This is a genomic window from Haematospirillum sp. 15-248, from assembly GCF_012102665.1.
Lineage (GTDB): Bacteria > Pseudomonadota > Alphaproteobacteria > Rhodospirillales > Rhodospirillaceae > Haematospirillum.
Window position 1 is genome coordinate 1 of sequence record NZ_JAAVTF010000014.1, and the last position, 23,182, is coordinate 23,182.

The following is a 23,182-nucleotide window of genomic DNA, read 5'->3' on the forward strand; positions in this document are numbered from 1 at the left end:
AAACGCTTTCTGTCGCATCAAGGACTTCCGCCGCGTCGCAACCCGCTATGACAAACTCGACAGAAACTTCCTCTCCGACGTCGCTCTCGCAACCCTCCTCGCATTCTGGCATATGAGTAAGGCTGGATCCTAGAAGCGAATAATAGCTTCCAGACCAATATTGCGACCATCACCGGCCTGGATAGCGTTATTTTTGGCATCGTCTTCGAATTCGTTAACCCGGTATGCCTTGTCAAACAGGTTATCAACAAAAGCGGAGACCGTTATTGCCTCTGACTCATAGCTCAGACGGGCATTGACCAGGCTATAAGATCCCTGCGCATACTTGTTTTTCTCATCCATATAGGACTTGCCATACCAGTTTACACCCAGCCTGGGCACCAAAGATCCAGACAGGGACGGCACATCGTAATAGTAGCTGATAGCTGTATTGGCTGACCATTCCGGAGCATGCGGCATCTTCTTGCCGGTATTGGGACCCGATGTGAACTTTGAATTGCTGACCGAGGCCCCGGCAGACAGGACAAGGCTGGTAGTCAAATTGGCCCGCGCCTCTACCTCTGCCCCTTTGACCCTGGCTTCCCCGCCATTGTGGAGCGCCTGTTGTGCCACGGGGCCTGCATAAATCTGCGCATTGTCAATGTCTGTCATAAACACGGAGCCTGAAATGGAGGCCCTTCGATCAAACAAGTCACTGCGCAGTCCCATTTCGTAATTCCACGATTTCTCGGGGCTGTATGAGCTATCAGCACCACTCTGAAGTTCAGTTCGGTTAAAGCCCCCGGCTTTATAACCACGGCTTATCGAAGCAAACTGCACCAAATCTTCAGACCATTTCCAGTTGACAGCCGTCTTTGGCGTGAATGCTCCCCAACTGTCATCTTTACGGAAGATTGCCGTTACAGTACCGCCATTATAATCGTAATCAATGTTAGCTACATCATGAGCATAACGCCCACCGGCCGTAACAGACAAGCGATCACTCGCTTCCCAGGTTGCCTCACCAAATACAGCATAATTTTTGGTCTTCAGCTTACTACGAAGACTTGAAGAACTACGTTTAAAATCAACATGTTCGGCATAAATACCAGCAACGCCGGAGATCGTGCTATGCTCAGGATTGAATGCCAGTCTCAGCTCTTGAGAGATAGAATCTTGGGCCTCGCTCTCTTGGCGAACAATCCGCCGGTTATGATTCCGTTTCTGTAACCCGGTAATTGATTTCAGGGCCACGGTGCCGAAATCATACCCAATATCCAAGGACGCCGAATGGACATGGCGCCGGATATCGTCAGAGAGATCAAAGGTACCATACTTTGCATTGGCCTTCCTCTTTTTGACATCATCCATTGTCTTGAAGAAGATATTCTTTTCGATCGTCTTGTCATAACCAAAGCCAAACCCGATATCCAGCGGCCCCCCGACAGGAGCATAGCGGAGCCGCCCGCTCATATGCTGGTCACGTCCGTCATCGTACTTGTCCAATCCAGCCGGAATGTAGTCCGACTGTGCCGACCGATGAAAACCACGGGCGGTTATTGATGCGTACAAATGGTCCTTGACTAAGGGAGAGGCTATATGCGCTTCACCTCCCTGCCTCAACTTTGCAACCGTCGTCTTGACATAGCCACTCATCGTATTGCCCGGTTTCCTGGTCACAATGTTGATAACGCCGGCATATGCATTCTTGCCGTACAAAGTGCCCTGAGGCCCCTTTAGAACCTCAATTCGCTCCACATTGGAAAGGCTTTGCTCCATCAACGACGCATCCTGGGGGACGCCATCCACGTACACAACAACTGAAGGCGTGTAGTAATCAAGCGGAGCCAGCCCACGCAGGGAAAGACCGGTATAGGCGCTGTTCCCGCGTCGGTCCGCAGAGAACCCCGGGATCACTCGCCCCAAGTCTGTCACGGAACGAACACCCGCGCTTTCCAGCTCCTCATGCGATAGAACGGTAATGCCGCTGCTGACATCTTGCAGAGTAACAGACCGCTTGGCCGAAACCGTAACCGTTCCAAGACGGGCCGCTGCTGGGGCGCTACCTTGCGCCGGAGATCCGGATGTTTGGGCCCATGCATGAGAGGCAAGAGCCAAAGCCACAAGACTGCCGCAGCCCGGCAAGAGAACAGATCGAAATGTCATGGATCACCTGAACGTGTAAAGACGCAACTTCTTATAGATGACGTACAATGCCGCACTACCTCTGCTGCGATCCGGTCAGAACCCAGTGCGATCAGGACTATAATTGCAAATGATTGTTATATGCGCCTGAACTCGCGTGGCGAAACACCATGGTAACGACGAAATACCTTGGCAAAGTGCGCCGGGCTTGAATAGCCAACGCTCAGGGCAACATCTGTAACACTATCGGCGCAGTTTCGCAGAAGATCAGCGGCTGCCTGCATCCTGTTCTTTTGTAAACAAGCATAAACCGAGGATCCGAACTGACATCCAAACCCTTTCTTTAGTTTGTTTTCATTCAAACCAACAGCAGCAGCCAATTCACGGATAGACCATTCATAATCCAGCTGCGTAACCATTAGTCTGTGGGCTTCAGCTACCTTGCGACGATCACGAAGTGACAGAACCGTAGCCGGAACCGTTGCGCCGGTTACAGGCTGATCTTCCAGACGCCTCAGAACATGCGCCAGAATTTCAAGAGACCATGCTTCCTGCCACAAGCGATCACACCCACTCTCAATACCTTTGCTCAGCATGTCAGAAGCCAGATTGCGAATAACAGAAGGAACAGGAAACTGTACCGGTAGCACATCTGATCGACATTGACCTGACAAACGTTCCAGATAGCCTGCCAAAGTGACAGATGTTGTCGACAAGAACGCCTCAACCGCGCGGGGGGGAAAGCGTAACTCAACCGAAGACACCTGCGTGTGGGATGGCACGCACAGCATCCCCTGAACAGGTTGATCCGTGTACAGCAGGGAGCAAGATCCATCAGACAATTCTACGTATTCGCTTTGGTCTGCCGTATCAAAGCGCGCTGACCCTGCAAGCATGATACAAATGACAAAGACTGGCTCCAGGCAGCGTTTCTGTTGCAAACCTGTTTCAGAATAAAAGTCATACAGGCGCAAGGAACAACCGGAGAGTGTCAGGGAACGGCTGATCTGACCAATAAACCCGCACCGTTTGCCACCAAGCAAGGTTTGTCCAGATGCTGTGACAGACTCCCCCCCGGAAACAGAATAACCTGCCAAGACGTTGTTACCACTTATCATTATGACAGTCCGCCTAAAGGAGAAGCAGCAATTCCACAGGCGGGATCATAACCAGAATTGATACTAACTATCAATATCATTGTAGTGGTAACAAGGTCACAAAACAGTCATGACGTGTTTCCAGTGCCGTTATTCGGCAGCCTCTTGCTGTATGATGTATTCTCCACCGAGCAACGTTGCCCCCAGATGCATCAGCAAATGGCGACGAGATTCCGGCTCCAGAAGATAGAAATGATCGCCATCGAGAGTACGCAGGGAGAATGTATCTGCTGATACATTGTTCCAATCTTGCATAACCGATACGGACACCTCGGGATCACGGGATCCAACATAGGCTGTAAGTGGACTGCCCAAAGTGATCTGGCCATCGTAGCTGTACTGCTCGGTCAATCGAAAATCAGAACGCAGCACGGGTAACAGCAAAGCAAGCAACTCCGGGCTGCTTTGCACTTCCTCGGGCATGCCGCCCAAAGCAACCAGATTACGTTTCAGGCTTTCATCATCCATGCAATGCCGGAAAGGAGGTTCTGAAGGTTCTTGCGGAGGACGGCGTCCGGATACAAAGACATGGACAGGAGCATACCCCCGGGAGCGGTTCAGGAAGCTGGACAGTTCAAAGGCCAGCAGAGCACCCAGACTATGCCCGAACAGAGCAAAAGGGCGGTCCAGGAAAGGCTCCAGCGCTACAGCCATCTCCGGTATTAATGTCCCCATCGCATCAATGAGAGGATCGGCAAAGCGCGTACCCCGTCCTGGCAGCTCGACAGGACAAACCTCGATCCCTGCCGGGAGGAAACGTTCCCATCCCCGGTATATTGATGCACTCCCACCAGACCACGGCAGGCAAAAGAGACGGACAGCCGCATCAGAACGGACTGGACGTGTCCACGGCAGCCAGCAGCTGACTTTTCCTGCTTGTTCACTGACCGGCACTTTGGTCTTGATCTGTGATTTTTGCACTACAAGATGCTCATGAAAAAGACGATCACGCTGCTTCAGGGCATAACACATCTCAGACGAGAGGCTATCCATGGCACGGCGGATCTTGCGATATCGCATAAGCCTGTACACAATTCTCCCGCTCTCCATTGCGCAGAAGATAGGGCTTCCGGAAGCCGCCCTGTACGTATCAAGAAAATCTGACAGTGCCGCAGGCATGTGGTCCACACGCTTGAAAAGCTGCCGTTCCGTATCCCCCGACTGACGCCGGGCAGCCAGGACATTGGCCGTAATATCCCGGTCATCGATCAACTCCAGACCCAGAGCATCAAGCGCACCAACCATAGCGGGGACAGAGTCCGCAGGAAGGACATCACCATATAGAAAAACACCATCCATCCGCAAAACACGGGCTACATGCCCTAAAAAAGCAGGCAGATCAGGATAAGCTCCCGCACTTTCGAGATTAACCAGAACATCAACACTGGCATCGGGTTGAGGCAAACAACAGGCGTCGGCGATCTGGAAACGAATACCCTGCAAGGCGGCAAGAGAACGGCAGAAGGCGATATTCTCGGGACAAAGATCAAGTCCGGAAAGACGCCGGGGCGAACAACGAGCCGCCAGTACAGACAAAAGCCCCCCGCGCCCACAACCGACATCCAGGACAGTCCGCCCATCTAGGGGAGTATCGGCCAAAAGCTCGTGAACCAAGCGAATATGGCGTGCATTGGTTCCATGTTCTGCTTCGCGGGCTGTGGCGCAGGACTGGATTGGTTCATAGCCCCAGTTCAGAAAAAGAGCCTGCTCCGCCAAGGAAGGATCGTCAGAGAGTGCACGATCCAAAAGGGCATAGACAGAACGATTCTCGGACAGGCGGCATGATAGGGTCATAACATAACCTCCGGCATACGATGCCCCTCATCGACATACAGGAAGGGATCAGGGACGGGTGGTGGTGGTGGATCCAGTGACACTTCACACAATGGCCCCATTGCCTGCAGGCAGGCCTGCCACGCGTGCCCCAGTGCAGCAGCGTCGGCCAGAAGACGCCGCGGCTGTGCCCGTTCAATTGCGTCCCGCAACTCTGACAACGCTGACAGAATAATGTCCGGAAACACGTCCCGCATGGCATCAATCAAGGATGCTCCCTGCGGATCTCCGAGAACCAAGGCCGTCGGACAGGAAAAATGCCGCTGATCTTTCTTGTTGGTCCAGTTGCCCAGAACAGAGGCATTGGCATCATCTCGCACATAGTCCGGTACATAGAGGGAGTGGGACCAGACGACCGGACCAAAGCTGTTCACCAGCTCCACACGGGCTTCCCGGGAACCTGCGGCAATGTTGTGCATCACCATTGCGTGATGATCCAGATCACGAGGGTCAACCCATCCTTGAAGATTCATGATCAAAGGTACGGAGCCAATCACGGCCCGGATGACATTGAATGGAGGAGGAGCCTTGTGATCCCGGCAGAAATCAGCCGGCCATGGCGGACAATCAAGAACCCGGAAGCAATCCAGACCACCAAAGGCCCGCCCGAGGATATCAAGGGCTGAGTACAAGAACTGAGGACTTGTGGTCAGTGTAATATAATCAGGGTCCCTTACCTGCCGCCAAGCCTGCAAGCAGTCAATAAAACGCCGCGCGGCCTGGCTGTGCGGATAGAACGTATTGACATGCCAGCACGCCCGGCCAGCAGTTGCCGCATCGTCCAGACGGGAAAGATCCGACGGGTGGACGGGATGCTCTTGCAAAACATGAATGCCCCGACGCAACAAGGCTTCAGCTATTCGCGTTCCCGGTCCGCCAAAAGCTGTGGACCGCAGGACAACGCAGGCAATATCGATAGTGTCCGGCACTTCATCTGTGGAGGTATAAAGGGGAACACCCAAATCATGGGACAAGGCCTGCGAGCGTTCACTGCCGCGCGCGAGAATGCCTGATAGAACAAAACCGGCATCTTCTTCCAGCAAGGCCGATAAATACGTCTCCCCGAAACGGGTTCCACACACGAGAGTTCTCAATGGCCGGCTCATGGCACCTGCTCCATATCGGGAACAGGTGCTCGTTCCACTGTCCCACCGTTATGTACCTGAAGCAGACGCTCCATATGTCCGGCCAGACCGGCAACTGTCGGATGATCAATAGCAGCCTCGGGCGTAACCTTGATACCCAGCTCGGTCTGGATTGTATGGCACAGGTCCAGGAACATAAGGGAATCCAGACCAAGCCGGATCAGGCTCTCATCCTCGGAGAACCGCTCAAGCGGCAGATTCAGCAAGGTAGAAAGCCTCTGGCGCAACCACATCAGCGCATCTGTTTTCTCGGACGCTATGACATCCGGCTTGGTGGTACCGTCCGGAACCGGTGCGGTCACGTGGGACGAAACAAGAGCAGACAGATGGGCCGGAACCCGTGAGGATTCTGCATGGTTAGCAACCTTGTTCCAGTCCGCCGCCATAGCCACATAGACCGGGGCCGGACAAGCCAGTGCAGACTCCAACAGGTCAAGCGCCATCGCGGAAGACATCCCCAGCATTCCGGATCGCTCCATTGTCTGTGCCAGAGCTTCCCTGTCTTCCTTCCGGATATCTCCCCAGAATCCCCATGATATTGCTGTCGTGGGCTGTCCAAGGGCGGTCTGGCGATAAGCCAGTCGTTCCAGAATGCTATTGGCCATGGCATGGGCCGCCTGCCCTGCTGGTCCCAGAACCGTTGCCGCAGAAGAGAAGTAAACAGTCTGGCGGGGAATCAACCGCCTAGGGAGCTTGCCCAGAGCCAGGGCACCACGAACCTTCGGGTGCAGAACTTTCTCCAGGATATCCCATGTCAGGGCTGCAACAGGAGAATCGTGCAGAACACCGGCCAAATGCAAGAGAATCCCGATCTGTCGACCTTCAGGCACAGCCCTGTCCAGCGCCTTGGACAGAGCCTCGTGATGACCAGCATCGGCAACCGCCGTTGTAACACGTATGCCACTTTCCCTCAGTGCTCTCAGGGCCGGTGCCAAACCGGAACCCGGCTTGTTACGCCCGACAAGGATAATGTCCTTGTAGCCCCTCTGTTCCAGTCGTCCGGCGATGGTCAGCCCCGTCTCGGAAATACCGCCAATCAGGACCGCCACATCCCCGGAAACAGGCTGAAGGGGTGGTATTGCTGCGGCAACAGGCTCCAGCTTCTCGGCCAGAACACGACCCTCGCGCAGGGCAAAGTGCCCGCCCCGGCAAGACCGCAATGCCTGATTCAGCAGAGCAATATCGTCCCCCGCAGGATCACGGTCCACAAGCGTCAGGGTAACAGACGGATATTCGGTCGCCATAACCCGCAACAACCCTGTCAAGGCTGCCTGCATGCTGTCCCCGGACACTGCATCTGTTGATGTAACGCTCAAGGCACCACGTGTCAGAAGAGTTACGGCAACCTCTCCGTTACCCTTTTGGGCAGAGACAACATGATCCCGCAGGGCAAGGACTGACGCGGCAAGACCCGCGAACGGATCATCATCGGATACAGGGCATGGCACCATGACAGGAGCTTGGTCAAGCCCTGACAAACCGTCTGCTGGACCCACACACAAAAGAAGATCTGGCAGTGATCCTGAATGATCAAGATGTTGCATGGAAACAGGACGCAGACGGTACAGATAGCCTTCTGTACGGGGCCTATCGTCGTGGTGAAGACCAAACCACTCAAGTACAGGACAAGCGGCTGTATCAAGGCCGACCCCGTACCCATCATGGTCAAGAGTACGCACAACAGAACCGGGGCGGCGTTGCAGGCGTTGGATATGGATGCGACCGTCCACAACACCCGGGCAAATCATGTCTGCCATCCGCCCGGATAGATCCCTGGACTGACCATGCTCCGGTATATGAATAGTTCCAGCGGTCCCGACACGGGCATAGCCGACCCGATTGGTTCCACAGCACGAAAGCAAAATAATCTCCTTGCCGGAAACATACCCCTGTACGGGACAAGGCAATGCATGCAGATCCAGGGAAATATCTTCCATGGCAAGGGTTGGAAGACCGGCCTGTTCTGCGGTATCCCACAGTATTTCGATCAGATCACCGGTCGATACAGTCCGGGGCATTTCACCGGGATCAGGGATTGCTGGTGTATGCGACAGAACAGCAGGCTGTCCCGACATACGACACAACAAAACATGTTCGTGCAGGGCATCAGCCAGAACATTGCCGTCAGGGACAGCATCCAGCACAGCAAAACCAGCAGACAAGGCCGCAGCCCGCCAGCGTTCCACAGATGCAAAGACATTACCGTCCCGGCTGTCGATATCATCCAGATTGGGAACAAGGGGACCAAAAACAAAGTCGAACAACTTACGATGCTGTGTGATTTCACGCATGATCACCACGCCGCCGGGACGCAGGCAACCTGCCAGACGCTTCATCAAGGCATCCAAGTCCGACGCGTTGTGCAGCACATTGGCAGCAATCACAAGATCCAGGCTCTGTGCCGGGATACCTTGATCGTGCGGGTCCTTCTCCATATCAAAGGAGCGGTAATCCATGAAGGGAAAAGCCGCAAACGTCGTACGTGCACGTGACAAAAACAAAGAGCCAAGATCCGTGAAGATATAACGCTCCACACGGTCAGCCGGCAGGGCATGAACAACATCCCACGTTGTTCCCCCTGTCCCGGCTCCGATTTCCAGAATGGACAAGGGGGCAGTACGCTTGACAGCCAGCGCTGCAACGGCCTTGGCAACAATTGCGTTCAACAGACGAGATTGGGCGCTGTGCCGATACATGGCGGCCACATCATCCGATGACCCATCAGGGAAAATCACCGAAACAGGATCAACCCGCCCGGACAGCATATCTGCAAAAGCCGTCCCACCCCGCTTGATCACTGCTGCAAGTCGTTCGTCGCCTCTCTGCCGCAGAGCCTCAAGAGCAGGAAGGATCTGATCCGGAGGTAGTGGTGTAAAGCCCGTATAAATCTTGCCTTCTTTGCGCAGTACGCCAATAGCAGCAAGGTCACGCAGCAAACGGGCAACAAGTTGCCTGAACTTTGGCTTGATGGCTGTTGTCCGCAGGATATCGGCAACAGTGCGCTGTTGATCCGGGTTTTCAAAACAACCCAGCGCTTGCAGGGCCTGCCCTACATACACAGCATGTAGCACTTCAGCATAGTGCTCGTCTTGCTGCAATGTGGTGATATCAAGGTCGGCCCGCATGGCCTCTGCCCGCGCCGCAGACAAGGCAGCAGACCACCCCGTACCATCCTCATCATGGTCTGACAACGTGGCAAGAGGAGGCTCGGGCGACCAGAATGGCTGCTCTTGCAAGGCCCGTGGCGTTAACCAGACCTTTCCTTCCCCTTCTCCTGTTACAGCTTCCGGAGGAACGCCCAGACCGGCCTGAAGAGCCATACCAAGGGCTGCCCCCACACTCAGGTTAGCCGGCACATCCGGTAGACAGGACTCAAGCCATAGATCCTTGTCTGTTACCCGGCTTTCCACAATACCAACACTGACGATGGCACGCACTCCCGCCCCAGAGGACAGATCAGGAAGACGCAGGGGAACCTGCATGTTTGCAAGCAACGTCTCCTGCATGCGGTCTGCGTTGGCACTGACCAAAGTCTCACCGACAATCAACCGGAAAGGTACGGCCTCCGGTAATACATGAATGGGCTGCAAGGCACTATCCGGTGATGCCGCCTGCTGTCTGGCCCACAAGGCGGCCAAAGACAGTGCGTCTTCGTGTGACAGGACGCCCGCGACAGCCGCAGCAGCCAGAGCCGATGGACCACACGCAATAATCTGGTCCGGCTTGAGTCCTGCCCCCAACCAGACTTCCGCCAAGGCAATATGCACAGCAACACCGGTTACCAAAAGTGTGGCGACATCGGCATGCCCTGCTACAGAGAGTAGGTCAGATCCAGCATGTCCCGCAGAAAGCAGGCTAGCCAGACTATCAAACGCCCGGCGGAATGTGGCATTGCTCTCATAGAGGGAACGGCCATGGGACAGACACTGGGCAGGATCTCCCGCAAACAGAAGTATGACCTGTGCGATTGATTCTGGCTGTTGGTGGAGCAGGGTCATTCCGGGTACCGTATCTCCTGCGGCAACATGATCCAGATTCTCCGCCAGTCCTATGACATCCGGTGCCGACAGGGAAAGACGCCAGGGAAGAACAGGTCTTGCCGCCGCAGTACGCAGCAAGGCAGGCAACCGGTTTTCCTGAAGATCGGACAGATCATCTGCCCAGCGGGCTGCTGTGTGCCGCAAGGCATCGGGGCCAGTTGCCGACAGCACGAGAACAGGTACCCCTGTCGGGAAAGACACCACGGGAGACCCGGCAACCGGCTCCGGCGCCTCTTCCAGCACGATATGGCAGTTGGTCCCCCCGATTCCGAAAGAACTGACGCCAGCACGCCGTGGGCAATTCCCCTTTTTCTCCCAAGGGGCAAGTGTGACGGGAACATGGAAAGGCGAAGCAGCAAAATCGATATGGGGATTGGGTGCTTCATAGCCAGGCACAGGAGGAATTTGTCGATAATGCAGGGCCATGACGGCCTTCAGCAGCGAAGCGATTCCGGCTGCGGTATCACAATGACCAAGGTTGGCCTTGACAGAACCAAGAGCACAAAAGCTCCTTGCGTCCGTATCCGCACGAAACGCTGTTGTCAGGGCCTCAACCTCGATCGGATCACCCAAAGGCGTGGCCGTACCGTGTCCTTCCAGCAGGGTAATGCTGCCTGCATCTACCTCGGCCATGCCAAGGGCCTCGCGGATGACAGCAACCTGACCATCCACCGATGGTGCCGTATACCCTGTTTTTGCCGCGCCATCATTGTTGACGGCCGACCCCCGTATCACGGCCAGCACCGGATCTCCATCGGCCACCGCATCGTCCAGAAGCTTGAGCAGGACCACACCGGCACCATTGCCAATACTTGTTCCTTGGGCATTGGCGTCATAAGGCCGACACCGACCATCCGGCGAGAAGATCATTCCCTCGTGGAACAGGTAACCACTTTCCTGAGGGAAGGTCAGCGCCACCCCTCCGGCCAGAGCCATGGCACACTCGCCATTGCGGATCTGTTCGCAAGCAGTGTGGACGGCAACCAGGGAACTGGAGCAAGCCGTCTGCACGGTCACAGCCGGCCCGGTCAATCCCAGGCGATAGGCAACACGCGAGGCCAGGTAATCCTTGTCGTTACCAATCAGGGCCTGCAAGGTCCGCGGGGCCCCGATACCAACCGTATCGGCACGGGTCCACAGACGATAGGTCCCCATACGTGTTGCACCGAAGACACCAATGTTCATGCCCCGGGCCTGTCCGGCATAACCAGCGCTGTCCAGGGCTTCCCACGCCAAAGTCAGGAACAAGCGTTGCTGCGGATCGATGCTTTCAGCTTCCTGCGGAGAGAAACCAAAGAAAGCTGCATCAAAGTGCGCGACACGTGGCACAACCGATGCCATCGGCACAAAATCAGGATTCTGCCGTATAGACTCTGGAATGCCGGCTTGGTCCAGTTCCTCTTCGGTCAAGATTCTGGACAACAGGCGCCCATCAGCCAGATTCCGCCAGTAAGCCACGGGGGTCGGGGAATCCTGGAAACGGCACGCAGCACCAATGACAGCCACAGGTTGGCAGGAGCCATAGTCACGGTCACGCAAGGTCTTTTCAGGGCAATCAGAGACGGGACGGCTCATTGGGCAGGCTCCATGGAAGAATGAACTTTGGCTTTCAGATCACGGCGACGGGCACGCCGCAGGCTGGTGTCTGCCTGTGCAACAGCGGCAAGTGTCCCGGAACGGGTGCTACCTTTGCTTCCTTGGCTGGCAGAGCGAAGGGTCACCAGATGAGCAGCAAGAGCGGAAAGCGTCGGGTGGCGGAACAGGTCAACAACCCGGCATTCCAGACCCATGGTCCGGCGAATGGCCTGATGCAAACGCACCAAAGTCAGGGAGCCCAGACCAATTTCAAAGAATGTCCGGTCACGGGGTGGGGCGGAAACTAAATTGCCGACAGATTGCACCAGGGCAGACAGCTCTTTCTCCACATCGGCTCTATCCTTGTCTGCCGATGCGGATGCCATCACGTGACACTGCGGAACACGCCCTACAGGGGTATGTTGGAAGCGATCGAAGTTATTCTCCGGTACATATCCACTGGATGGTGGGCGCTGCCATGGGGCCGCATCCGACAGGGACCGAAGAAAACGGCTGTATGCTGCAAAGGCTTCATCCAGAAGCCCTTCGGGGAACAGGCCCTGGACAGAGTCCCAGTTGAAGAACAGCCCGCCATCTTTTTCAAGGACCTGATGGTCCAGCCATGTCTGCGGCGTCTGGGTAATGCCGAACCCAAAGCGCCCGGGCAGATTGTCCTCGCCAGTAGAAGAGCCAGCACCAAGCCCGCTGGTAAACACCACCGGGAATGTCGGAGCCTGTTTCAGTCCATGGTGACGTGCATAATCGCGCAGAACACGAACAGCCGAGACCTGCATATGCCCGATATCATCCCACAAACGCGCCTGCACGGCCCGCACTGAATCAGCAAAAGTCTGCTGTGGATCGGGATCAAGGGCCAGCAGCACCAGTGATGTAAAATCGCCGATCAACTGATCAACATCAGAGTGCAGAGGAAGACGATTGAACAGAGTCAGGTTCAGGGTCAGGTCACGGCGGGAACTGAAGGCCCCCAGAATCAGGCCATAGGCCGAGAGCAGAACAGCATTGGGCGTAACCCCGGCTGCTGTGGCATGCGCACGCAGGGCAGCCCATTGTTCGGGAGACAGACGTCCTTCACGGCGTTCAAACGTCGGCTTTTCAATACAATCCGGATCCATGGCCAAGGGAAGCTCCGGCGCTGGTGGCAGATGCTCCATGCGCTGTAGCCACCATGCGAGGGAACGGCGCCACCGTCCCGACCCCTGTATACCTTCGACAGCACACAGATAGTCACGGAATGACAGACCAGGGACAGACAAGGGCGCTGTGCACGGATCATCCATGCGGGCCAGAGACAACCACATACGCAACAGCATCTGTATGCTGCGACCGTCGCAAATAATGTTGTCAATTCCAAAAAAGATCCGGACCAGACTTTCTGCTGTCTGGATTACCCTGATATCAAACAGGGGCCATTGTTCTGTGGGCCGAACCTGATGTGACATAGCCTGCCGCCAGGCCAGCGTATGCTGCTCGCAGGCCGGCAGAGACAGTGTTCGTCCATCGATTATAGGCATCGCGTAATCAGGGACTGTTTCAAGGACCCGCTGTTGGCCATCCTCATCGACCACGGCACGCAGCATGTCATGACAATGCACTAACCGGTTCCAGGCCACGGAGAGCTGAGCGGGATCCACATCATCCACGTCGATCTCAAGGTACAACCAAGTTGAAATGCCGCTGATCTGGCGCCCAACCCAATAGGCCTCCTGAACGTCCGTCAAGGCAAACGGACGAAAACGATCCTGAGGCGCCGGGACCAATGCTGGCAGGGCCTCTTCCTCGCAGGACTCAGCCGCATCAATTCGGGTGGCAAACGCAGCAAGAACCGGGGCATCAAAGACATCCCGTACTCGGATATCCTTTTCCAGCTCGCTACGAACCCGCTCGACCAGACGAACGGCGGTCAGGCTGTCCCCGCCCAGATCGAAAAAGCTGTCTTCCCGCCCAAGCCCCTCAACACCCAGAACCTCGCGCCACAGGACAGCCAATTTCTGCTCGGTCGCGGTCACAAGCGAAGAGGAACGGCGACGCATACCGGCTCCGGCCGGTTTGGGCAGAGCCTGACGATCCACCTTGCCGTTTGATGACAGGGGAACAGAATCAAGAAGAAGAAAGGCGGAAGGCATCATGTAAACCGGCACCCGCTCCGACAGGTAATCCTGCAACACGTTGACCGTAAAGCCACGGGCCGATGTCGGTGAACATGCGGCAAGAACGTGTACACCGGGATGCATATCTGCATGTGTTAACAAGGGGACAGCACGGACAACCGGCCAGCCTGCCGCAGAGAATATACCTTCCCAACCATACGGATCCAGAAGAGGTTGCCCCGCCTGTTGGCGTTGATCTTCCAGATGACGATACCCTTCTTCCAGCAAGGCAACGGTAACGCCTTGCAGCGGACTGCTCCGGGTTATCTCGGGCGCCAGCACAAGGCCACCAGGCACCAGAAGGCGTGACAGGAAACCCAGCAATCGCGGAATATTGCGACTGCGGTGCAGGGCATTGCACGCAATGACCACATCAAATCCGTGCAGCGGGAACCCCTGAAAGACCGGATCCTGATCCGGATCAAGCAGGGAAAAATCGATCGCAGGACCATTAACGGCGTCCAAGACCTGACGGGCACGATCCAGGAACAGCCGGGACGTATCGGTTACCGTGTAGTGCAGGGTATTCCCCAGGCCCTCCAAGATTTGCCGGGTGGCAAGCCCACCCCGGGCCCCGATTTCCAGGACCCGGAGAGGCTGTTCCGATGTAGCTTGCCCGGCTCTGTCGGCCAGCACAGCATGAACAGCAGCCAGTCCCCTCTCATACAGGGGATCAAGGCGGGCCAGATATTCCGGGGACAATACATCATCGGCCCCATAGAACAGGGCCAAAGGATCTTCTTCGCCCCGGAGCACAGACAGCCTCATCCCCGATCCCTGTTTGAGGGATGCCAGAATACGAGCAGGGAAACCAACATGGCGGGCTTCATTGGCCAGATCATCCCACGAACGGTTCTGCAGGCCAGAAGGTGCCAAGAGGACATCATCCTGAACAACAAGCTCTCCGGTATCCAGCAACACGGCAAGCCAGCCCGTAGCAACGGATGTGAAACGCTTGTCGCACAGTAGGGCGTGGAACACATCATCTCGCGCAAGACATGAACCCGGCTGGGCAAACAAACCTGCTGCAAGCAAAGTATCACGCACGCATTGGCGTGCGACTTCGGTCATCAGGGTCCACAGGGCTTCATAAGTAGCGGAAGTCTGACCGGGGATCGAGCGATCTGCAATGGCATGCAGGCCAGATACCACCTGCCCATGTTCTTCTCGTACGGCGTCGGGATCACGGGATAGATCAGGCCGGAAACATGGGGCCGCATCCATATGGGCAGGGTCAACCGTAAACCATGCAACCAGACGCTTGATCTCACCATCCTGGCCCAAGGCATCAACAACAGCATCCCGGACAGCCGGATGAGACAGCAAGGCCGCTTCAATCTCTCCTGTTTCAATACGATGGCCGGCAATCTTGACCTGATGGTCCTTGCGTCCCAGAAACTCGATCACCCCATCGGGCCAATAGCGAGCCATATCACCGGTACGATACAGGCGGGTTCCGTCATCAGGATGACAGGGAAAACTGACGGCTGTCTTTTCCGGATCGCCGGCGTATTCCTTGGCCAGTCCGATCCCGGTAATATAGAGATCACCGGGCACCCAGTCCGGACGATCATTGAGGCCGGAATCCAGAATGCGATAGCCTTGGTTGGACAAGGGATAACCATACGGGACAGAGCGCCAGTGTGGTTCAACCTGATCAACCAGAAACCAGTTGGACCAAATGGATGCCTCTGTCGCCCCGCCCATGCAAACCAGACGTACATCCGGAGACAAGGTGCGCAGCCGCTCAGGAAGTGACAGGGGAACCCAGTCCCCGGACAACATGACCACCTGAAGCCCCCCGACAGCAACAGGGTCTGCTTCGGTCAACAGCATATCCAGCAATGCCGGTACAGAATTCCACACGGTCACGCCATGTTGACGACACAGGCGGGACCAGCGCGCCGGATCGCGCCGATCATCTTCGTGCGGAAGAACCAGTGTTGCGCCGGATGCAAAGGTACCAAAGATATCGTACACAGACAGGTCAAAAGACAGGGAAGACAGCCCGAAGACCCGGTCTGTGCACGTCACGCCAAAGCGGTTGTTGACATCAATAACGGTATTAAGCGGCCCCCGGTGATCAATCACAACCCCTTTGGGAACGCCAGTTGATCCCGATGTGTAGATAATATATGCCGCATCTTCGGGATGGATGGCAGCAGGCTCCGGCACCATATCAGGATAACGGAACAGCGCTGCCTCTGAAACATCAAGAACATGGCGTCCGCTACCTTCGCCAAACCGCCCTGCAAGTTCCGTATGACGCCAAGACTGGGCCAAAAGCACTGAAATATCCGCGCTGTCCAGAATACCGGATACCCTGAGATCCGGCCACGCGGGATCAATCGGAACATAAGTATGACCGGCCGCCAGAATACCAAGAACAGCCGCAACCTGTTCCGGCCCCTTTTCCATCAAGACGGCAACCCGCTGACCATGGACAGGTTGAGCAAGCGCCCCCCGGACAGCATGGGCAATCCGTGCTGACCATGCCGCCAGTTCTCCGTACGACCAGGTTGTATCATCCCCGCCAACAAGGGCGGTTTGGTCCGGATTCTCCCGTGCCTTCCGGAAGAACGGCTCATGCAACAATCCTTCGGGTATTGGGGCATACGTGTTATTGACAACAGCCCGAACCCGGCGCTGTTCATGTGGCAAAAGCGACCCGACAGGATGCGACCAAGCTTGTCTGTCCTGCCCCAGACGCTCAAGAAGAGCACAATAAGCCTCAAACATAGCCCGGGGCATGCCTTCAGGGAACAAGGCCTCAACCATGTCCCAATTGATCACCAGGGAACCGTCTGCGGCCTCGGATACCTGTTGGTCAATCCATACCTGGGGCGTTTGGGTTACAGCACGAACCAGATCCCCCAAGACAGAATCAGCCCTGTTGCTCTGCGATGGGGGAATTGTGCCCAGCTGGCTGGTGAACACAACCGGCATCAACATTTTCCGTTGGTCACGGCTGCGAGCCATGTCGCGCAACACATCAACAGCAGAATAAGCCCGATGCTCCAAGGCCTCCATCATGTCCGCAAACAGTGTGCGTGCGTTGTCAATAAAGGCACTACGGCCAGCACGGTCTATACCCAGCAACACGACTGATGTGAAATCGCCGACAAGACGTGGAACATCAGGGTGCCACAGGCGACGATCAAAAATCGTCAGGTTCAGGGTAAATCGGGAAGAGGCACTCCAGGCCGCCAGGACATCGGCAAAGGCAGATACAAGAAGGGCAGCCGGGGTTATGCCCGAAAGAGCAGCCTGATCCTTGATCACAGACCAGAACCCGGCTTGCAGACGTGCATGATGACGCACAAAGACAGGGTTGGTTATTGTGGCAGGATCGACAGCCAACGGAAGGTCCGGTGCTGGAGGCAAAGCATCAAGGCGGTTCGTCCACCACGCGCGCGCTGCATCCCGTTCTGCAAGAAAGTCCTGCCTGTGCTGACGTGCCAGAACATAATCACGGAATGACAATGACAGGGGTAACAAACCGGCATGATCTGGATTGGCACCATGCCGGCACAAGGCTTCCAGTTCATCCCAGACAATCTGGCTGGATGTTGCATCGATAATCAGCATATCAATGCTCAGATGCAGGCGTGTTTTCCCGCCGGGCATCCGGGTTACCCGGACATCAAACAGAGGCCAACTCTCTGTTGACAGGATCTGATGTTCCATTTCATCACGCCAAGCCTGTACATGGGTCTCGGCAGAGGCCCCATCGGCTCCGGACATATCAACAACCGGCACATGATACCGGGGCACATCAGGCAAAATACGCTGACGTCCATCGGCATCAATAACCAGCCGCAAGGCATCATGGCGCTGAATCAGGACATTCCAGGCATTTTCCAGACACCGGGGATCAAGTATGGCACTTTCTGTTTCCAGATAGGCATGGCACGCGATATTGCCCATCGCGAAAGCCTGACTCCGGCCTGCCCAGTACGCATACTGCAGCTCGGTCAGGGGGAATGGCTGGTATCGGTTCGGAACGTCGGGAACCAGATCGGCATCATGCTCGCGGGGTGTTTCTCTCGCCTGCATCATCAAAGTGCATAGATAACGACTGATGGCATCCGGCGTTGGTGTCTCGAAAACAGGACGCAGGGCGCAGGAAATGGCCAGAAGTTGGTTGACGGAGCGGACAAACTCCATGGCCAGAATGGAATCAAGACCAATGGACAGCAGGTCCTGCCCCGGCAGCAAACGCTGTGGCTCAATCCTTAGAATACGGGACAGCAGGTGCGTAACCAGATCCAGCATACCGGACGCATGCTGCTCTGGCCCCATGCTGGCCAAGGCCGTTGCAAGATCTTGTCCGGATGCAGCAACAGGGGGCAGACGGTACGCCAGATCAGAACCTGTGCGGGCCGTTGCCACGTCACGCACATCAATGTGCTGCTCTTCTGTGGATACACCCTGATAAACACGCCTTGCAGGCATCCAATACGGGCGACGCTCAAACGGATACAGGGGCAAATGCTCGGGCGGCAGAACAGGCCCGCGTGAAACCACGGACCAGTCAGGATTTACACCAGCCTCGTACAGCCTTGCCAAAGCCTCCAGAATGGTAACAGCATCACAGGCATCCCGGCGCAGGGATGGCAGGGATACCGGCATCTCCTCCAGTGCCATTGCTACAAGAGTACGACGGATCAGGGGGGTCAGAACCGCTGCCGGGCCAATTTCCAGAAGAACCGAACAGCCATGCGCGACCGCGGCCTGAACAGCAGGTAGAAAGGCGACCGGATGACGGGCATGCTCACGCCAGTAAGCCCCACTGCCCATTCGTTCCGGATCAACATATGAGCAGTCAACCGTTGACCACATGGGAATACGCGGCTCCGCTGCCTGCAATCCGGAGGCAGCCTGCTCAAGATGATCCAGAACAGGATCCATCAACGGAGTATGGAAGGCGTGGGATACATCCAGCATCCGCACCGATAAACCGCATTCTTCCAACGGCTTCAGGAAGGACCGCAGGGCCTTGTCGTCTCCACCGATGACAACATCTTCCGGTCCATTGATTGCCGCAATTGCCAAGGTCGGACTGTCTGCCTGAAGCAGGAGATCCGTGGCCTCGTCCGGTTTCATGCGCAGGGCCGCCATGACTCCGCCTGCCGGCAATGCCTGCATCAGGCGTCCACGCTCAACAACCAGACGGGCAGCCTGATGCAAGGGCAGAATGCCGGCAATCACAGCAGCCTGAAATTCACCGACGGAATGCCCGATAATGAAATCTGGTTGAACACCCAGATCAATCCACATCCGAGCCAACGCGTATCCAACAGCAAACAGAGCCGGCTGATCATATTGCGTCTGTCCCAAGCGCGTGTCTGATTCTGCAAACAGCAGTTCTGTTACCGGGAATCCCAGACAAGGTTCCAGCGCGGCAGAAACCTCGTCCAGAGCAGACCGGAACCGCGGCTCAAACGCATACAAGCCACGTGTCATGCCCGGATACTGGGTTGATTGTCCGGAGAACACAAAACCAATACGTGGCGCGGCCAGACACCGGCGGGATTGGCCAGGGGCGCTCGACAATGCCTGAACCAGCTCATCCCGGTTCCGCCCCACAACAGCCCGACGTATTGGCAGGTGTGAACGGCAACGGTGTGCTCCATTCAGGAGAGGTGCCAACGGAATCCCGGCGCTGGCTACGCGTTCTGCATACCGGTGCGACAGCACTTCCAAGGCATGAGGGGATGATGCAGACAAGGCTAGCATCCAGGCCGGCCGATCCGGTTCAGGTGCAGATGTTGCTCCATCATGTTGGGCAGGGGCACTTTCAAGAACAGCACAGGCAATCGCCCCGGTAAAACCAAAGGACGAAACAAGGGCGCGGCGCGGTGCCTCTCCCGCCCGGTCTGGCCATGGTTCTGGCTGAGCAGGAAGACGCGCGGGGATATCCTGTAGCGCAATCGCTGGATTGACGGTCTGGAGATTGCCATGCGGGGGCAGGACACCACTCTCAAGCGCCAGAATCGTTTTGACAAGCCCGGCAATACCGGCTGCAGCCTCCAGATGACCAATATTAGTCTTGACTGCCCCCATCAGCAGGGGAGTCGAACGGTTGCCATCAGCACCAAAAATGCGGGACAGCGCATTGAACTCAATTGGATCGCCCAGACGTGTCCCGGTTCCGTGCAACTCGACGTAATCGATTGCATCCGGTGACAGGCCTGAACGTCGAAGAACCTGCCGGATCATAGCTTCCTGGGCATGGCCATCCGGCACGGTCAAACCGGCGCGAGCGCCATCCTGACGAACAACAGACTGGCGAATGACAGCCCGAACCCGGTTGCCATCAGCAAGGGCATGTGACAGGGGCTTCAGGACCAGAACGGCACATCCCTCACCCCGGACATAACCATCAGCATCCTTGTCAAAGGTTTTGCAGCGCCCGTCAGGAGCCAGCATGCCGGCCTTGTGCAGGGCCAGATCAATTTCAGGCATGATCTGAACCTTGACCCCAGCCGCCAGAGCAAGGGAACATTCACCTGCCCGTAACCCTTGACACGCCAGATGCACAGCAACCATCGATGCGGAACAAGCCGTATCAAGACTCAGGGCCGGGCCTTCAAGTCCCAGGACATAGGACAGTCGACCGGCTGCCGCAGCCGTTGAAATACCGGGGGCATAATGAACATCAAAACAATCCGCATCCCCGGACAGGAACGGCAGATGCGCGTACTCACTCCCGCTGATACCAACAAAGACCCCCGTATCACTGCCTTTCAAGGATACGGGATCCAAGCCCGCATCTTCCAGGGCATGCCAAGAAACTTCCAGCAGATGACGGTGTTGGGGGTCGATGGAAATGGCCTCTCGCGGGCTGACCCCGAAGAACCCCGCATCGAATCCATCGATGTTTTCCAGAAAAGCACCGCACCCCGGAATTGGCAGGTCCACATCATAGCGACCCTGCGGCACCGAACGTACCGCATCTCCCCCATCCAGAAGAAATGTTAGAAACTCAGCGGGAGATTCAGAGTTTGTCCCTGTTCCGGTTGGCATCATCAAGCCGATACCAATAACTGCAATGGGCTCCGCACTCCCTGCTGGTGACAAGAGCGGGCGAACAGGAGCCGGATCTGGTTGTGGATCCCGCTTTCCTTCCAGCCACGCGACAAGAGCATCCATGTTGGGGTTGGAGAACAGAAGCGTATCGGGCAAACGCAATCCCAATGTCTTTTCCAGGCGTCCGATCACATCCAGCGCCGTGACAGAGTCCAGGCCCAGATCAAAGAAGCCTGTTTTTGGGTCCAGTGCCCGTGGATCAACATCTCCCAAAGCCCGGGCAACAAGCTGTTGCACCATGTGACGCAAGGATACGCCTCCCATGCCTTCCGGAGCGGTATCAGCGAAAAGGCGGCTGTGTAAAGAGACCACGTTGCCATCAAGCCAAGCCTGACGGACAGCCTTGCGCCGGACCTTGCCCGAGGTTGTTCTCAGCAGTGTTCCCTTGCGGATAAAGGTTATGGCATGCACCGGTATCCCGTGTTGACGCCCGATATCCTGACGCACCTGTTCCATCAACGCTGGCAAGTCGCCCTTGCGCAGGGCTTCCTGGACCACAACCAAGGCTTCCCCACTTTCGGTCTGGATGGAGAAAGCAGCCCCTCCTCCCGGGACAAGGCGAGGATCAAAGTCGCTGACGGTTTTTTCAATATCGTTTGGATAGTGACAACGCCCATGAAAGATCATGACATCCTTCAGGCGGCCGGTTATATAAAGCCTGCCCTCATAAAGGATTCCCAGGTCGCCGGTACGGAGATAGCGGTTCCCAGCCAAGGGGTGATCTTCTCTGACATTCAGGACAGCACCGAAAACCTCACCGTCTGGATCGGACTTATTCCAGTAGCCCGCCGCGACTGAAGGTCCGGATACCCAGATCTCGCCAACCCTGTCTTCGGTAACAGGCATCCGGGTTTCAGGGTCGACAATCTGTATATCCTGCCCGTCAAAATCCGATCCGCAAGATACATAGGCCCTACTTCCCTTGCCCTGTGGGGTCCCGCTGACAACACGGTTCTGCTCCAGAGCCTCGACGTCAAACCACCGGGTAACAGGACCATCGTGCATTGTGCAGCCTGAGACCATTAGAGTTGCTTCGGCCAGGCCATATCCGGGCTTGACCGCTTCCCGCCGTAGTCCGGCAGGCGCAAAGGCTTCAATAAAAGCATCCAACATCAGGGGATCGACAGGCTCCGCCGCCGGTACGGCCACCTCAACCTGTGACAAGTCCAGGGCAGAAAGGCGTTCCGACGTCAGCGCATCCAGACACGCCCTGAAACCAAAAGCAGGCCCCGGAAGCACCGTGGCAGAGAAACGGGTTGCTGCATCCAGCCACGTCAGTGGATCACGTGTAAACAAGGCCGGCGGCATTACAACACTGCGTGATCCATACAGGAGCGGTGCCAAAACACCCATGATCAGTCCCATGTCATGAAACAGGGGCAACCACGTGGCGGTTACACTGTCATGCTGTTGCAAACCATTGGCTCGACCGATAAAGGCACCGTTTACGAGCAAACCGGCATGCGTGTTAACAACGCCCTTGGGATCTCCGGTTGAACCGGATGTATATTGCAGGAAGGCAACCGTAGCAGGTGACACATCAGGGTATACCCAAGTCTCGGGATCCGGAAGACCGGCGTCAGTGACCAGCACCTGGCATCCAACTGTACGGCAGAGTTGATCAAGGGCCTCTGCAGAATCCTGTGCGATGTGTCGGGTGGTCAGAAGGAAGCCCGGCTGGCAATCCCGGGCAATGGGCACCACTTTTGGCAACACGCGGGACACACGGGCCGACCCTGGTAAATTAACCGGAACGGCGATAACACCGGCATACAGGCACCCCAAAAGGCCAATGACATAATCCGCGCCGGAGGGAAACAGAAGCAGCGCCCGGTCCCCCGGTTTGCATGCCTGTTGCAGGGCAGATGCCAACGCGCGTGCCTTAAGGGAAAGATGGTGCCGGGAAAACGTATCCCCGGAACCGTCAAGGGTCATGAATGTTGCAATCTCATGATCAGGATGGCTGCGGGCATTGGCCTCCAAAACCTCAACCAGACTGGAAGCGCAGGCAATATGTTCGGAACGGGATACAGACATATCTGGGC

6 protein-coding genes are annotated in these 23,182 nt (G+C 56.3%); all 6 read right to left on the minus strand.

Annotated features, from left to right (window positions below; translation table 11 throughout):
* Nucleotides 1–129 precede the first annotated feature (129 nt).
* The 6 genes from HEQ72_RS10230 to HEQ72_RS10255 all read right to left on the minus strand — a co-directional run bounded on the left by HEQ72_RS10230 (nucleotide 130) and on the right by HEQ72_RS10255 (nucleotide 23,174).
* Nucleotides 130–2,145 (minus strand): TonB-dependent receptor, encoded by a 2,016-nt coding sequence (locus HEQ72_RS10230; RefSeq protein WP_168023288.1) that lies wholly within the window; start codon nucleotides 2,143–2,145, stop codon nucleotides 130–132.
* 116 nt (nucleotides 2,146–2,261) lie between these two features.
* Nucleotides 2,262–3,242 (minus strand): helix-turn-helix domain-containing protein, encoded by a 981-nt coding sequence (locus tag HEQ72_RS10235; RefSeq protein WP_168023289.1) that lies wholly within the window; start codon nucleotides 3,240–3,242, stop codon nucleotides 2,262–2,264.
* 129 nt (nucleotides 3,243–3,371) lie between these two features.
* Entirely contained in the window at nucleotides 3,372–5,075 is a 1,704-nt protein-coding gene (locus HEQ72_RS10240) for an alpha/beta fold hydrolase (protein ID WP_168023290.1), read from the minus strand.
* Nucleotides 5,072–6,220 (minus strand): Gfo/Idh/MocA family oxidoreductase, encoded by a 1,149-nt coding sequence (locus HEQ72_RS10245; RefSeq protein ID WP_168023291.1) that lies wholly within the window; start codon nucleotides 6,218–6,220, stop codon nucleotides 5,072–5,074. The genes HEQ72_RS10240 and HEQ72_RS10245 overlap by 4 nt, the downstream gene beginning before the upstream one ends.
* Entirely contained in the window at nucleotides 6,217–11,874 is a 5,658-nt protein-coding gene (locus tag HEQ72_RS10250) for a beta-ketoacyl synthase N-terminal-like domain-containing protein (RefSeq protein WP_168023292.1), read from the minus strand. The genes HEQ72_RS10245 and HEQ72_RS10250 overlap by 4 nt, the downstream gene beginning before the upstream one ends.
* Complete coding sequence (locus tag HEQ72_RS10255) at nucleotides 11,871–23,174, minus strand: non-ribosomal peptide synthetase/type I polyketide synthase (RefSeq protein ID WP_168023293.1); 11,304 nt, start codon at nucleotides 23,172–23,174, stop codon at nucleotides 11,871–11,873. The genes HEQ72_RS10250 and HEQ72_RS10255 overlap by 4 nt, the downstream gene beginning before the upstream one ends.
* Between the last annotated feature and the right edge of the window lie 8 nt (nucleotides 23,175–23,182).

What these genes read in the sequence shown, in the direction of transcription:
- HEQ72_RS10245 (WP_168023291.1), bottom strand. Translation starts at nt 6,220, where the DNA reads ATGAGCCGGCCATTGAGAACTCTCGTGTGTGGAACCCGTTTCGGGGAG.
- HEQ72_RS10255 (WP_168023293.1), bottom strand. Translation starts at nt 23,174, where the DNA reads ATGTCTGTATCCCGTTCCGAACATATTGCCTGCGCTTCCAGTCTGGTT.
- HEQ72_RS10250 (WP_168023292.1), bottom strand. Translation starts at nt 11,874, where the DNA reads ATGAGCCGTCCCGTCTCTGATTGCCCTGAAAAGACCTTGCGTGACCGT.
- HEQ72_RS10230 (WP_168023288.1), bottom strand. Translation starts at nt 2,145, where the DNA reads ATGACATTTCGATCTGTTCTCTTGCCGGGCTGCGGCAGTCTTGTGGCT.
- HEQ72_RS10240 (WP_168023290.1), bottom strand. Translation starts at nt 5,075, where the DNA reads ATGACCCTATCATGCCGCCTGTCCGAGAATCGTTCTGTCTATGCCCTT.
- HEQ72_RS10235 (WP_168023289.1), bottom strand. Translation starts at nt 3,242, where the DNA reads ATGATAAGTGGTAACAACGTCTTGGCAGGTTATTCTGTTTCCGGGGGG.